Annotated in this window: 10 protein-coding genes; 3 read left to right on the forward strand and 7 right to left on the reverse strand. The window is 72.3% G+C overall.

Annotated elements, in window-relative coordinates:
• Position 1: 1 nt before the first annotated feature.
• Entirely contained in the window at positions 2 to 1774 is a 1773-nt protein-coding gene (kstD, locus tag ACGFW6_RS22550) for a 3-oxosteroid 1-dehydrogenase (protein ID WP_393512535.1), read from the reverse strand.
• Between the two features lie 267 nt (positions 1775 to 2041).
• Here kstD and ACGFW6_RS22555 point away from each other — a divergent pair, with 267 nt between their 5' ends.
• Positions 2042 to 2932 carry a LysR family transcriptional regulator gene (locus ACGFW6_RS22555; protein WP_393512538.1) on the forward strand — a complete coding sequence of 297 codons (891 nt, stop codon included), beginning with the start codon at positions 2042 to 2044 and terminating at the stop codon, positions 2930 to 2932.
• Here ACGFW6_RS22555 and ACGFW6_RS22560 read toward each other — a convergent pair whose 3' ends face one another.
• From ACGFW6_RS22560 to ACGFW6_RS22570, 3 genes are all read right to left on the reverse strand, one after another.
• Positions 2933 to 4069 carry a sugar ABC transporter substrate-binding protein gene (locus ACGFW6_RS22560; protein WP_393512541.1) on the reverse strand — a complete coding sequence of 379 codons (1137 nt, stop codon included), beginning with the start codon at positions 4067 to 4069 and terminating at the stop codon, positions 2933 to 2935. It lies immediately after the preceding gene.
• A gap of 183 nt (positions 4070 to 4252) precedes the next feature.
• The gene (locus ACGFW6_RS22565) at positions 4253 to 6181 is read right to left on the reverse strand and encodes an AMP-dependent synthetase/ligase (protein ID WP_393512543.1); all 1929 of its coding nucleotides are present in this window, start codon (positions 6179 to 6181) and stop codon (positions 4253 to 4255) included.
• A 236-nt stretch (positions 6182 to 6417) separates the two neighbouring features.
• A complete protein-coding gene (locus ACGFW6_RS22570) occupies positions 6418 to 7740 on the reverse strand; it encodes an acetyl-CoA C-acetyltransferase (protein WP_393512546.1) in 1323 nt (440 codons plus the stop codon).
• Positions 7741 to 7826: 86 nt separating this feature from the next.
• Between ACGFW6_RS22570 and ACGFW6_RS22575 the strand changes: the two genes are divergently transcribed.
• Both ACGFW6_RS22575 and ACGFW6_RS22580 read left to right on the forward strand, forming a co-directional pair.
• On the forward strand, positions 7827 to 9143 hold the full coding sequence (locus ACGFW6_RS22575) for a 3-oxoacyl-ACP reductase (RefSeq protein ID WP_393512549.1): 1317 nt from the start codon (positions 7827 to 7829) through the stop codon (positions 9141 to 9143).
• Complete coding sequence (locus ACGFW6_RS22580) at positions 9143 to 9994, forward strand: MaoC family dehydratase (protein WP_393512552.1); 852 nt, start codon at positions 9143 to 9145, stop codon at positions 9992 to 9994. The genes ACGFW6_RS22575 and ACGFW6_RS22580 overlap by 1 nt, the downstream gene beginning before the upstream one ends.
• On the opposite strand, the gene ACGFW6_RS22585 is transcribed toward ACGFW6_RS22580, so the two are convergent.
• Genes ACGFW6_RS22585 through ACGFW6_RS22595 form a run of 3 tightly spaced genes read right to left on the reverse strand, consistent with a single transcriptional unit; the run spans position 9976 to position 13685 of the window.
• Positions 9976 to 10638: a TetR/AcrR family transcriptional regulator gene (locus tag ACGFW6_RS22585; protein ID WP_393512555.1), complete on the reverse strand. Its 663-nt coding sequence runs from the start codon at positions 10636 to 10638 to the stop codon at positions 9976 to 9978. The two genes, ACGFW6_RS22580 and ACGFW6_RS22585, sit on opposite strands and share 19 nt — an antisense overlap.
• Positions 10639 to 10695: 57 nt before the next feature.
• On the reverse strand, positions 10696 to 12036 hold the full coding sequence (locus ACGFW6_RS22590; RefSeq protein ID WP_393512558.1) for an SPFH domain-containing protein: 1341 nt from the start codon (positions 12034 to 12036) through the stop codon (positions 10696 to 10698).
• A complete protein-coding gene (locus tag ACGFW6_RS22595) occupies positions 12033 to 13685 on the reverse strand; it encodes an SPFH domain-containing protein (RefSeq protein ID WP_393512560.1) in 1653 nt (550 codons plus the stop codon). The genes ACGFW6_RS22590 and ACGFW6_RS22595 overlap by 4 nt, the downstream gene beginning before the upstream one ends.
• Positions 13686 to 13837: the final 152 nt, after the last annotated feature.

Genomic DNA, 13837 nt, shown 5'->3' on the forward strand with positions numbered 1-13837 from the left:
TTTACAGGCTTCCGGCGATGTCCTTCGCCGCGATGTACCCGAAGGTCATCGCCGGGCCGATCGTCGAGCCCGCGCCCGCGTAGCTGTGCCCCATGACGGCGGCGCTCGCGTTGCCCGCCGCGTACAGGCCCCGGATGACCGAGCCGTCCTCCCGCAGGACCCGCGCGCGGGCGTCGGTGAGGAGGCCGCCCTTGGTCCCGAGGTCGCCGGGGACGATGCGGAAGGCGTGGTACGGGGGCAGCCAGAGGGGTGCCAGACAGGAGTTGGGCAGCACGGACGGGTCCGTGTAGTAGTGGTCGTAGGCGCTGTCGCCCCGGTGGAAGTCGGGGTCCTTTCCTTTCAGGGCCTGCGCGTTGAAGCGGTCCACGGTGGTGCGCAGGGCCGTCGCCGGGACGCCGATCGAGGCGGCGAGCGCGTCCAGCGACCAGGCCTTGTGCGCGGCACCCGAGTCGTACCAGGAGGCGGGGAAGGGCAGGGCCGGCAGGACGTCCTTGAAGAGGTAGCGGTTGCGGTAGTGCTGGTCGACGACCAGCCAGCACGGGATGGCCGGACTGGTGTCGTGGACGTCGTACATGGTGTGGACGACGTCGCTGTAGGGGGCGGCCTCGTTGACGAAGCGGGCGCCGGCCGCGTCGACCAGCAGGCCGCCGGGGAGGGTGCGTTCGGCCAGGCAGAAGTACGGCTGGCCGGGGACCGGGATCGCCGGGCCCCACCAGGCGTCGTCCATGAGGCCGAGCGCGGCGCCCAGCCGGTGCCCGGCCCGGATGCCGTCGCCGGTGTTCTCCTTCGCGCCGACCGTCCAGTCCGTGCCGATGGGCTGACGCTGGTACTGCGCGCGCATCGCCGCGTTGTGCTCGAAGCCGCCCGAGCCGACGATCACGCCGCGCCGGGCCCGGACCAGGCCCGGACCGCCGTCCCGGGTGACGACCGCTCCGCTCACGGCGCCGTCCTCGACGTACAGGTCGGTCAGCGGTGTGCCGAGCCATACGGGCACCCCTGCCGAGCGGAGCCCGAGCCGCAGCCCGGCCGCCAGCGACTGGCCCATGGTCAGCGGCTTCTCGCCGCGCAGCGCGGCCGCCGTGCCGCGCGCCAGGCACTGCGCGGCCACGGCGGCGCCCTTGGCGTTCACGGCGGCCAGGGCCAGCCACTTGTAGTCGGCGCTGAAGACGACCATGCCGGCGGGCACGTCCATGTACGGCGGGTTCAGACGTGCCAGTTCGGCGCCCAGGAGGTTGCCGTCGAGCTGGTCGGGTTCGACGGAGCGGCCGTTCGGCAGGCCCCCGGGCAGCTCGGGGTAGTAGTCGCTGTACCCCTCCATCCAGCGGAAACGCAGGGGGCTGTGGGCCATGACGAAGGAGAGCATCGCCGGGCCGTGGGCGAGGAAGGCCCGCTGCCGGTCCTCGGGCACGTCCGGGCCGACGACGGCGGAGAGATAGGCGGCGGCCTTCGCGGGGGTGTCGGGCACACCGGCCGCGAGGAGCACGGAGTTGTTGGGGATCCAGATCCCGGCACCGGACCGGGCGGCGGACCCGCCGAAGGTGGGCGCCTTCTCCAGCACCACACAGCTCAGGCCCTGCCGCGCCGCGGTGAGGGCGGCGGTCATGCCGGCCGCGCCGGAGCCGACGACCACGACGTCGTACGTGCCGAGGAGCGGCAGGTCGGCCGCCCGCGCGGGCTGCTGGATCGCCCCGGTGAACCCGAGAGCGGTGGCGGCCGTGCCCGCGGCACCGGCGGCGAGGACATGTCTTCGGGAAGGGTGCGCGCTGGTGGTCATGGGGACGGCTCCCGCCTGGACGGCTCCACGTTTCTGAGGGTGTGTCAGAAATGCGAATGTGGCGCGGATGCCTTGTGAAGTCAAGCGCGGGACAAGGGAGTCAAAGCTCTGTGGTGGGTCGGCACCCGCTCCCTCCCGCCTTGGTCCGGACGCCGGCGGGGCGAGGAGCGGGTTGCCGCCCGGGCCCGTCCGAAATCGTCGTCCATCGGGCAAAGCCCAGTCAATCCTTGGGATTTGTCACCACACCCAAGCATTAACTTGGGTGTCATGACCCTCGATGACCTACGGGTGTTCGTGGCCGTGTGCCGGGCCGGGAGCCTCAGTTCGGTGGCGCGGGAGCTGGGCTGCACCCAGTCGGCCGTGAGCCAGCATGTGAAACGCCTGGAGCGGGAGACCGGTGTCGCCCTGCTGGAACGCCGGCCCCGGGGCGTGGTGCCGACCCAGGCGGGCCGGGTGCTGGAGGCGGCGGCCGCCGAGGGGATAGCCGGGCTGGATGTGGCGGTACGGCAGCTGCGGGACCTGGTCGACGGCGAGAGCGGATACGTGCGCGTGGCGACGGGAGCGACGACGGTACGGCACTTCATGTCGGAGGCGGTGGTCGCGTACCGGCGCCGGCATCCCCGGGTCAACCTGGAGTTCCGCACGGTCAGTTCGGGCCGGGGCAGCTTCGACGCGCTGGCCGACGGCACGCTCGACCTGGCCTGGATCACCCTCGGCCCCCCGGTGCGCGGCATCGAGCAGCGGCCGGTGGTGGAACTGCCGTGGGTGCTGGCGGTGCGGGCCGACGATCCGCTGGCCCGTCGGCCGTACGTTGACGCCGCCACCGACCTGGCGGACGTACGGCTGATCCGGCTGCCGCCGAACTCGGCGTCGGCGGCGCATCTGGACGCCGCCTGCGCCGAACTGGGCGTCCGGTTCGCGCGGGACACCAGCGTCGCCGACTGGGACACGGCGCTGCTGCTGGCCGAGCTGGGGGTCGGGCGTGCGGTGGTGCCCGCGCTGCCGGGGCTGGCGGTTCCCGGCGACGGCGACCTGCGGCTGATCCCGCTGCCCGCGCTGCGTCCGCTGCCCGTGGGCTGGGCCGTCCGCCGGTGGGACGCGCTCAGCCCGTCGGCCAGGGCGTTCGCGGACCTGGTGGAGAGGCACCGCCGGGGCTGACTACGTCAGACCGATCCGGTCGCAGTCCGCCTGGTACTCGGGGGTGCAGATCTGGTCGACGGTGTAGACGCCGTCCTTGATCACCGTCTCCTCGATGTTGGACTTCGTCAGCGCGACCACCGTCACCAGGTGGGCCGGGATGTCGTCCTGGGTGGGGCTGTCGACCGAGTCCTGGGTGAGCGAGTCGAACTCCAGGTCACGGCCCTGCACCTTGTACACGGCCATCTTCGCGGCGTTGGTCGCCTCCTGCAGGAAGGGCTTGTACACCGTCATGAACTGCTCGCCCGAGACGATCCGCTGCACGGCGTCCAGGTTCGCGTCCTGCCCGGTCACCGGCGGGATCGTGCTCGCGCCGGCCTCCTTGAGCGCGTCGATCACGGCACCGGCCATACCGTCGTTCGCCGAGTAGACGGCTCCGACGCTGCCGACCCCGACCGCGGCGATCGCCTTCTCCATGTTGGCCTTGGCGGCCTCGGGCGACCACTTCGTGGTGTCGTACTTCTTGACGATGTTCACGGCGCCCTCGAGCTCCGCGAGGGCGCCCTTCTTGAACCGGTCCGTGTTCGGGTCGGCGGGGTCGCCGTTCATCATGACGACCTTGCTGCTCGCGGCCTTGTCGCCGAGTTCCTCGACCAGGGAGCGGGCCTGCACCTCACCGACGAGCTCGTTGTCGTGGGAGACGTAGGCGTCGATGGGGCCCTCGGCGAGACGGTCGTAGGCGATGACCGGGATGCCCGCGTCCTTGGCCTTCTGCACCTCGGGGGCTATGGCCTTGGCGTCCACCGCGTCCACCAGGACGACGTCGACCTTGTCGTCGATCATCTGCTGGAACTGCTCGCTCTGTCTCTGCGGGCTCGCCCCGGCATTGGCGTAGACGACCTTGCCCTTGTCCTTGGTGAGGGTGCCGACTTCCTTCTTGATGAGCGGGTAGTCGAACTTCTCGAAGCGGGCGGTGTCCTTGTCGGGCAGCAGCAGCCCCACCGTGATGTCGTCACCCTTCTCCGGCGAGGCCGAGCTGTCACCGCCCCCGATGCCGTCGATGACACCGCACGCGGCGAGCGACATCGCCGACGCGGAGGCGACGAGGGCTGTACCGATCCGGCGTACGGCGGAGGTGTGGGGGGTGCGAGCGTTCACTTCTGGGCCTTCCGAGCGGAGGAGCGGCGTTGCTACCCGGGTGGCGGTAGCCAACGCGGACGGGGCATGTCACGTCAAGCGGTTGTCGTAACGAGACGGCAACCGTTCGTCCTGTGCGGCTCCTGCCCGCCGCTCGGGCGATCACGCGCGTGTGCGGCCTCCCCGGGCGCCGCGAGCGCGGCGCTACTTCGCGTACAGGTCCTCCACCTCGGTCGCGAAGTCCCGCATCACCACTTCCCGGCGCAGCTTCATCGACGGTGTCAGGTGGCCGGCCAGCTCCGTGAAGTCCGTCGGCAGGACGGCGAACCGGCGGATGGACTCCGGGCGGGACACCAGCTTGTTCGCCTCGTCGATCGCGCGTTGCAGGATCGCCCGCAACTCCTGGTCGTCCACGAGGAGTTCGGCGGGCACGGCGTGCTTGCCGTTCATCCGGCGCCAGTGGGTGACGCCGTCCATGTCCAGGGTGACCAGTGCCGAGACGTAGGGGCGGCGGTCGCCCAGGACCATGCACTGCGAGATCAGCGGGTGCGAACGCAGCCAGTTCTCCAGCGGTGCCGGGGCCACGCTCTTGCCGCCCGCGGTGATGAGGAGTTCCTTCTTGCGGCCGGTGATCGTCAGATAGCCGTCGTCGTCCAGGGCGCCGATGTCACCGGTCGGCAGCCAGCCGTCCGCCGTGGCCGGGACCACGCCGCCGGCCGCCGGGTCCCAGTAGCCGCGCAGCACCTGGTCGCCGGCGACCAGGATCTCGCCGTCGGCCGCGATACGGACGCGGGTGCCGGGAAGCGGCCAGCCGACCGTGCCCAGGCGGGGCTTGAGCGGCGGTGTCACGGTCGCGGCGGCGGTCGTCTCGGTGAGGCCGTAGCCCTCGTAGATCTCGATGCCCGCCCCGGCGTAGAAGGCCGCCAGGCGCCGGCCGAGCGGGGAGCCGCCGCAGATCGCGTACTTCACGCGGCCGCCCATCGCGCTGCGGATCCGCCGGTAGACCAGGGGGTCGTAGAAGGCGCGGGCGGTCTTCAGGGCCGCGTTGGGTCCCCCGCCGGTTCCGGACGCGCGAAACTCCAGCGCCTCGCCGTAGCGCTCGGCGACCGACGCCGCCCGGTCGAAGGACGAGGCGCGGCCGCCCGCCTCGGCCTTGGCGCGGGCGGAGTTGAAGATCTTCTCCAGCATATAGGGGATGGTCAGCAGACAGGTGGGGCGGAAGGCCGCGAGGTCCGGCAGCAGGTCCTCGGCCTTCAGGCTCGGCGCGTGGCCGAGGCGCACCCGGGCCCGTACGCAGGCCACCGCGACCATCCGGCCGAAGACGTGCGACATCGGCAGGAAGAGCAGGACGGACGCCTCTTCGCTGGTGCGCGCCTTGAAGATCGGGTAGAGCAGCTCGATGGCGTTGTCGACCTCGGCGAAGAAGTTGCCGTGCGTCAGCGCGCAGCCCTTCGGGCGGCCGGTCGTGCCGGAGGTGTAGATGAGGGTGGCCAGCGTGTCCGGCACCAGCATGCCCCGCCGTACGGCCACTTCACCGTCGGGCTGCTGTGCGCCGGCCTCCGCCAGCCGGTCCACATGCCCTTTCTCCATCACCCACATGTGGCGCAGGTCGGGCACCCGGTCCAGTTCGGGGCCGAGCGCGGCGGCCTGGGCCGCGGTCTCGGTGACCAGGGCCACCGCGCCGGAGTCCTGGAGGATCCAGCGGGTCTGGAAGACGGAGGAGGTGGGGTAGACCGGGACCGTCACCAGGCCGGCCGCCCAGGCGGCGAAGTCGAGCAGCGTCCACTCGTAGCAGGTGCGGGCCATGACGGCGATCCGGTCGCCGGGCACCAGTCCCTCGCCGATCAGCCCCTTCGCCACCGACTGCACCTGCTCGGCGAACTCCGCGGCCGTCACGTCCGTCCACTGCCCGTCCGCGCCCTTGCGGCTGAGGACCACGGCGTCGGGCGCCTGGTCCGCGTTGTCGAAGGGCAGGTCCGCGAGTGAGCCATGGGTGACCGGCGGCGCGAACGGCGGTACGTACGCCTCCCGTACGACGCCGTCCAGCCGCCTCGTCACCGGCTGCACCAGGGTCGGGCCCGGGGCGTCGTCGAACGCGGCCGAGGGGGCGAAGGACGGAAGCGAGGTGGACACGGGCGGCTCCTGCGGCGGGCTTGCAGCGAAGAAATCTGCTTGCTGCATGACGTACGTGCCTCGCGCACCGTGGCGTTCACCTGCGGAGGCCTGCGGAAAGGGGTTACCGCTGGTTAGGCAGGAGATCGTACGGCTCACGCGTGTGGGGGTTGTGCGGGTTCGGGGGTGGTCCGGAGCCGGGTATGTGCAACCTCGGGGGTTATGTGAGGGGCACTCAGCTTCGTCTCACCCGTTCCTTACCTTCGCTCCAGGATCGCCGTCACGCCCTGGCCGCCGGCCGCGCAGACCGAGATCAGCCCGCGCCCCGAACCGCCCGTCTCCGCGAGCGACTTGGCCAGCGTGGCCACGATCCGGGCTCCGGTCGCCGCGAAGGGGTGACCGGTCGCCAGGGACGAGCCGGTGACGTTCAGCCGGGCGCGGTCCACGGGCGCGAGCCCCCGTTTCTCCCACGCCGCCAGCGTGGCCAGCACCTGGGAGGCGAAGGCCTCGTGGATCTCGACGAGGTCGAAGTCGGCGACGCCGAGCCCCGTCCGCTCCAGCATGCGCGGGACGGCGTACGCCGGTGCCATCAGCAGCCCGTCCTCACCACCTGCCACATCGCCGTGCACGAAGTCCACGGCCGCCGTCTCATGGGCGGTGAGGTAGGCCAGCGGCTCCAGTCCCCGGCGCCGCGCCCACTCCTCGCTCGCCAGCAGCACGACAGCCGCCCCGTCCGTCAGCGGGGTCGAATTGCCCGCCGTCATCGTCGGATCGGCGCCGTCCAGACCGAACACCGGCTTCAGCGCGGCGAGTTTCTCCGGCGTCGAGCCGGGTCGCAGGTTCTGGTCCCGCTCCAGCCCACGGAAGGGCACGACCAGGTCCTGGAAGAAGCCGCGTTCGTACGCCGCCGCGAGCCGCTGGTGGCTGGCCGCCGCCAGTTCGTCCTGGGCCTCGCGGGTGACGCCCCACGCGCGTGCCGTGACGGCGGCGTGCTCGCCCATGGAGAGCTTCGTGCGCGGCTCGGCGTTGCGGGGGATGTCCGGGACGAGGTGGGAGGGGCGCACGCGGGTGAGCGCCCGGACCCGGCCGCCGAGCGACTTGGCCCGCCGGGCCTCCAGCAGGAGGCGGCGCAGTTGGTCGTTGACGCCGAGGGGGGCGTCGCTGGCCGTGTCGGCGCCGCCGGCGATCGCGGACTCGGTCTGGCCGAGCGCGATCTTGTTGGCGGCGGCGATGACGGCCTGAAGACCGGTGCCGCAGGCCTGCTGGATGTCGTACGCGGGGGTGCGCGCGTCCAGCCGCGAGCCGAGGACGGTCTCGCGGGCGAGGTTGAAGTCGCGGCTGTGCTTGAGGACGGCCCCGGCGACGAACTCGCCGACGGCGCCCGGGTCCGCGAGGTCGTACCGCTCGACCAGACCGTCGAGGGCGGCCGCGAGCATGTCCTGATTGGACGCGGTGGCGTACGGGCCGTCGGAGCGCGCGAACGGGATGCGGCTGCCGCCGATCACCGCGACGCGCCGGACCGACGGGGCCGGCACGGAGCTCGCGCCGGAGCTCGTCCCGGAGCTCTTGCTGGGGCTCATCTCCACCCACTCCTCACGTCCACCATGGGATTACCTCCGGTAACCTTACTCCAGAGTCAGTTCCGGAGCGCACCTGGGAGTCGCACATGGCCGACCGCTATCTGAGCTTCACCGGCACCGCACCCGGCCGCTTTGTCACCCGCCGCCTCGGGCTGCCCCAGCCCGCGGCACTGAAACGCTTCTCGCCCGAGCGGCCCGCGCTGGAGGGCGACCGGCTGCTCCTCACCGCCGGCAAGTCGGACCTCGACCTCGCCGCGACGGGCCTCGACCTCGCGGCGACGGGCCTCGGCCCGACCACCGCCCGCGAGCAGCCGGCCGCCGTCGTGCTGGACGCCACGGGAGTGCGGGACGTCGAGACGCTCGCCGAGGTGCACGCGGCCCTGCACCCGGTGGTGCGGTCGGTGACGAGCAGCGGCCGGATCGTCGTCCTCGGCGCTCCCCTCGACCCGGCCGACCACCACCAGGCGGCCGCCCAGCAGGCCCTGGAGGGCTTCACGCGCTCGCTGGGCAAGGAGATCGGGCGCGGCAGGACCGTGAACCTGGTCCGGCTGACGGACGCCCGCGCCGCCGCGTCGACCCTCGCCTTCCTCCTCTCCCCCAAGTCGGCCTACGTCAGCGGCCAGGTCGTCGAGGTCGGCCCGCAGGACGTCACCGCGCCCGCGGACCCCGCGCGTCCTCTCGCCGGCCGCACCGCCCTGGTCACCGGCGCCGCACGCGGCATCGGGGAGGCGGTCGCCGAGACGCTGGCGAGGGACGGCGCCCGGATCGTCGTACTGGACGTGCCGCAGGCCGAGCAGGACGCTCGGCGGGTGGCCGACCGGCTCGGCGGCACCGCGCTCACGCTGGACATCACCGCCGACGACGCCGGAGCGCGGATCGCCGCCGCGCTGCCCGACGGGCTGGACGTCCTCGTCCACAACGCCGGCATCACCCGGGACCGGCGGCTGGTCAACATGCCCGCCGAGCGCTGGAGTTCGGTGCTCGACGTGAACCTCGCGAGCGTGCTGCGCACCACGGACGCGCTGCTGGCGAGCGGAACCCTGCGCGAGGGCGGCCGGATCGTGGCGACGGCGTCGATCGCGGGGCTGGCGGGGAACGCCGGGCAGACCAACTACGGCGCGAGCAAGGCGGGCGTCGTCGGCCTGGTCCGCTCCCTGGCGCCGCGGGCGCTCGCCGAGCACGGGGTGACCGTGAACGCGGTCGCGCCCGGGTTCATCGAGACGAGGATGACCGCCGCGATCCCCCTGTTCATCCGGGAGGCGGGCCGGCGTATGAACTCGCTCGCGCAGGGCGGCCTGCCGGCCGACGTCGCCGAGACGACCGCCTGGCTCGCACACCCCGCGTCGGGCGCGGTCAACGGCCAGGTCGTCCGGGTCTGCGGCCAGAGCCTGCTGGGGGCCTGATGACGACCGTGCTGACCGGCGCCCCCTCCCTTCCGGCCCTGCTCGCCCGGGGCGCGGTGCTCTCCGCGTTCAAACGGCCCCGCCCCGACGCGGAGTTCCCCCGCACCCGGCTCGTACTGCCCGGCGTGCGCGTCGACCTGGCGCGGCTGGCCGCCTACGAACGGGTGTGCGGCTTCGCGACCGGCGACGACGCGCTGCCCCTGCCCTACCCGCACGTCCTCGGCTTCCCGCTGGCCATGAGGCTGATGAGCGAGCGGGCGTTCCCCCTGCCGCTGCTCGGGCTCGTCCACACGTCCATCGAGGTCACCCGGCACACGGCGATGCCCGCGACCGGCGCGTACGACGTCGGCGTGCACGTCGACCGGCTGGCGGCGCACCGCCGGGGCACCGAGGCCGTGGTGGTCACCGAAGTGCGGTCGGGCGGGGACGTCGTGTGGGAGTCGACGAGCAGGTATCTCGCCCGGCACCGTACCCACGGCACCGACACGGCTGCGCCCACACCGCCGGCCGAGGAGCCCAAGCCCCTGCCGCAGGTCGCCGAGTGGCGTATCGCCGGGGACGTCGGACGCCGCTACGGCGCCGCCTCCGGTGACCGCAACCCGATCCACCTGCACCCGCTCACCGCCCGCCTGTTCGGCTTCCCGCGCGCCATCGCGCACGGCATGTGGACGGTGGCCCGCTGCCTCGCCGCCCACGGCACCGCGGACGCGGTACGGGCGCGGGCGGACTTCCGGGCGCCGGTGCTGCTGCCCGCGACGGTGACGTACGCCGCGGAGGGCGGGCGGTTCGAGCTGCGCGGCGGGGACGACCGCGTCCATGTGCGGGGTGAGGTCTATCCGCTCGCCTCGTGAGCTGCCTCCGGCGGCGTCCAGGGCCGGCCGTCCATGAGGTTGCCCAGACCGGCCCACGCGAAGTTCATCAGCGTGGCGGCCGCCTGCCGCGCGCTCACCCCCGGCGTGGTGTTGGCCCAGTCCGCGAGCGACTCCGCGGCGCCCACCAGGGCTTCGGCGATACCGGCGACCTCGCTGGCCGGGAGGTCGGGGTCACGGTGCGCCTCGCGGGCGGCCACCACGATCAGCTGCGTCACGAAGTCGACGATCTCGGCCCGCATCGCGGCGACCTCGGTGGCGAACGGCTCGCCGTGCGTGCGGGCCTGGAGGTGCAGGACGGACCAGGCGTCCGGGTAGTGCGAGGTGTGGGTGAAGAACGCCCGCAGCCCGTCCCAGAGCTGGCGGTCGGCCGGCAGCTCGGTCCGGACGCTCCCGCGCACGGCCGCGACCAGCGCGGCGGCCTCCCGCCGGATGCAGGCGGTGAAGAGGTCTTCCTTGGAGTTCAGGTACAGATACACCAACGGCTTGGAGACACCGGCGAGTTCGGCTATCTCGTCCATCGACGCGGCCATGTACCCGCGCCTGCCGAAGGTCCGCACGGCGGCGTCCAGCATCTGCTGCTCACGGACGGCCCGCGGCATCCGTTTGGTCTTCACGGCACCCATGGCCGTAGCGTACGGGCCGGGAGGGAGATCCCACCCGGCCCGCCGTGAACGCCTGCCCTACTCGTCGCCGCCCAGCTCGTCGGCGAACCGGGCCATCCGGTCCGTCAGTACCTGCCCGTCGACGGCCGGCAGGGCCGTCAGCCGGGGCAGCAACTGCGCGGTGAGCAAGGTCGACAGGGCCGAGGTGTCGGCGCCGGTGCCGTCGGTGCGCACGACCACCGGCTGCGGTGCCCGGCCCGCGAGCTTAGCGCCCACCTCCAGGCGGCGCCGGGCCAGCTCGTACTGGAGCACGGCACGGTTGTCGCGGTACGCCTTGGCGAGGGCACGCTGGGCGCGGGCCTCGTTCTCCGCGGCGATCAGACCACTGCGGCCCCGGGTCTCGATCTCGAACCGCACGCGCTGGGCGTTGGTCTCCTGCTGCTCCAGGAGCTGGGCGACCTCCTCGCGGGCCCGGTTCAGCGCCGCCTTGACCTCCACGATCCGGGCGTCGCGCACCTTCTTGGCGCGCTCGATGTCCATGCCCAGCTGGTCGATCCGGCGCTTGCGGATCAGGCCCCACTCCTGGTCGTAGGCCGTGCGCTCCTTGGCGACCCGCTCCCGGGTGGCCAGGTGCTGCTGGTACTGCGTCGGCAGCTGCACGTCCGGGATGTTGGAGCCGGTGATGCGCACGCCGTAGCCGGACAGCTGGCGGTTGAGCAGCTCCTGCATGTCGGCCACGTCCGAGCCGCGCAGGTCGTACGCCCGCTCGGTGCGCATCTTGCGGGCGCGCTGGCGGATCGCGTCCTGCACGGCGCTGGAGAGCACCAGGTCGAAGTTGCCCGCGCCGATGGTGCGCACGAACAGCACGGCGTCGGTGATGCGGAACTTCAGGAAGAACTCGATCGAGCGCAGCGGTACGTTCTCCTGCGTCGGACAGGCCATCACCGGCGCGGAGTAGGGGATCTCCGTGGCCGTGTCGACGACGAAGTCGACGCGGGACCAGGGGTGCCACAGGTAGTGGCGGCCGGCGTCCAGGGTGCGCACGACGGCGCCGTAGCGGGTCAGGACGCCGTTGGTGCCCTGCTCGATCTCCACGATCGAGGAGCGCCACCACCACAGTCCGCCGACCAGCAGCAGCAAGGCGCCGCCGGCGTAGGACAGGGTGGCGAGGGTGCCGTAGGCGAGGTCCCCGGCGGCCGAGGAGGCGTCCGCCTCCTGGAGGGACAGCATCACGCCCATGAACAGGGCGTACACCCCGATCCACAGCGGCAGCATCCACCACAGACGGCGCCGGTGGCGGGGGATGATGACCGGGATGAGGGTGTCGGCCTCGCCGCCGCGCAGCAGCCGCGCGATGTCGGCCCAGGGGGCGACCTTCTCGGAGATGACCGACCTGCGCTGGGTACGGACGGTGCTCATCGGGTGGCCTCCTCGGCGGTGTCGGAGCCGGCGTCGCGGGCGTCGCCGGCGGCCGGTGCGGGCTGGTCGGGAACCTGCGGCACCGTGGGCCGCTCGGCCGCCAGCAGCGCGCCGATCTCCGCCTCGCGCGCGGCGATCCGCTCGGACACCTCGCCCAGACGCTCCCGTACGGCGGCCATGTCCTCGTCGGTGAACAGCTCCGTGCCGCGCTCGCCGACCAGCTCGCGGGCCAGCTCGAGGAAGTCGATGCCGGCGACGCCGCCGTCCGTCGTGCCGCCGATGCGCACCAGCCGCGGCAGGTGGTCGGCGACCTGCTCCAGTGTGTCCAGCACCTGCTGCTGGTAGCGGTATTCGAGGATCTCCGGCGCCTCCGCGGCGGTCACCGCGCGGATGTCGAGGGCCTGTGCCTCCAGCAGGGCCGCGTTGGCCTTGGCCTCCGACTCGGCCTGGACATAGCGCTGCCGGGCGAGTGCCTCGGCGCGGTTGGTCTCACGCTCCACGGCGGTGTCCATCTGCGCCTGGTACTGGGCGATGTCGGCCTGGATCGCGGACAACGTCTCGTGGCTGGAGGCGAGTTCCCGGGTGAGGTCGCCCTCGTCCTGCTCCTTGCGGAGCTGGAGCGCGTACTCATGGGTGTACGCCTCCTTGGCCACGCGCACCATCTCCGGCGCCGCCAGGTCCATGCGGTAGCGCTGGTCGGAGGGTTCGGCGTGGGTGATGTTGGCGTTGGTCAGCTCGACGGCCGGGCGGAACTGCTGGTTGAGCTGCTCCAGGAGGCGGCCGGTGTCCTCACCGACCATGTCGTAGATCCCGGCGGCTTCCTGCTCGTAGATCAGGCTGCGGATCGTCTCGCTCACCGCGTTGCTCAGCTTCTCCTCGAAGCCGCGCACCGCGCCCAGCGTGTAGACGAACTCCGTCGGGTCGCTGATCCGGAACTGGATGAACAGGTCGATCGAGCCCTTCACCCCGCCCCGGGTGGGCGCCTCGCGCACCGGCGCGTTGAACGGGTACTCGATCGTGGTGTTGACGATGTACGACACCCGCTTCCACGGGCTCAGCAGCACGATCCGTCCCGGCCCGACGACCTTCTCCAGCTTGCCGAAGCGGGTGATCATCGCCTGGCAGCCGTCGGGGACCATGACCATGCCCTGACGCCACCACACGAACGCGACGGCGAGCAGTGAAATGACCCAGTAGTGCACGCCGAACAGGGGGTTGGTGAGCACGTCCGCGCCGGACGCCCCCACGATGCCCGCGCCGACCGCGCCCAGCAGGAGCAGCATCAGCACCGGCAGCATGGAGATGATCGAGCGGCCCTTGGGGATCACCATCGGGCAGATGGCGTGCACCGTCTCGGTGCCCTCCCGGATCTGCTCGCTGCGGCCGAGCGCCTCCCCGGCCTCGTCCAGCGGCACTGTCTTCTGTCGCATGACGGTGGCGGTGGAGCCGCCCTGTTCCCGTGCGGCCGGGAAGTCGGCCGGGTCGATGCCCTGGCCCTGGGCGTCGTGGTCACCGCCGCCGGCGCCCCGTGTCCCTCGTCCGCCGGCCTGCCGCCGCAGTTCCTCCTGTGCGGCCGTCCGCGGATCGGTGCCGGAGGCCACTGCCTCGGCAACACGTCGTGCGCCCTGTTTCGCGCGCGCTCGCGCCACGGTTTCCCCCTTGTGTTCCGGTGCCCGTCGCATGCGGGTCCTACAGCTGATACACCGGTCGGCCCGATGTGGTTCCAGCCATCCCACATCATGATCCGGACAAGGGTAAAGGAGGCACCCGCGCAGTTACCCGTCGGTATTCACTGCCGGGA

The sequence above is a fragment of the Streptomyces sp. Y7 genome (assembly GCF_043195415.1).
Classification (GTDB): Bacteria; Actinomycetota; Actinomycetes; order Streptomycetales; family Streptomycetaceae; genus Streptomyces.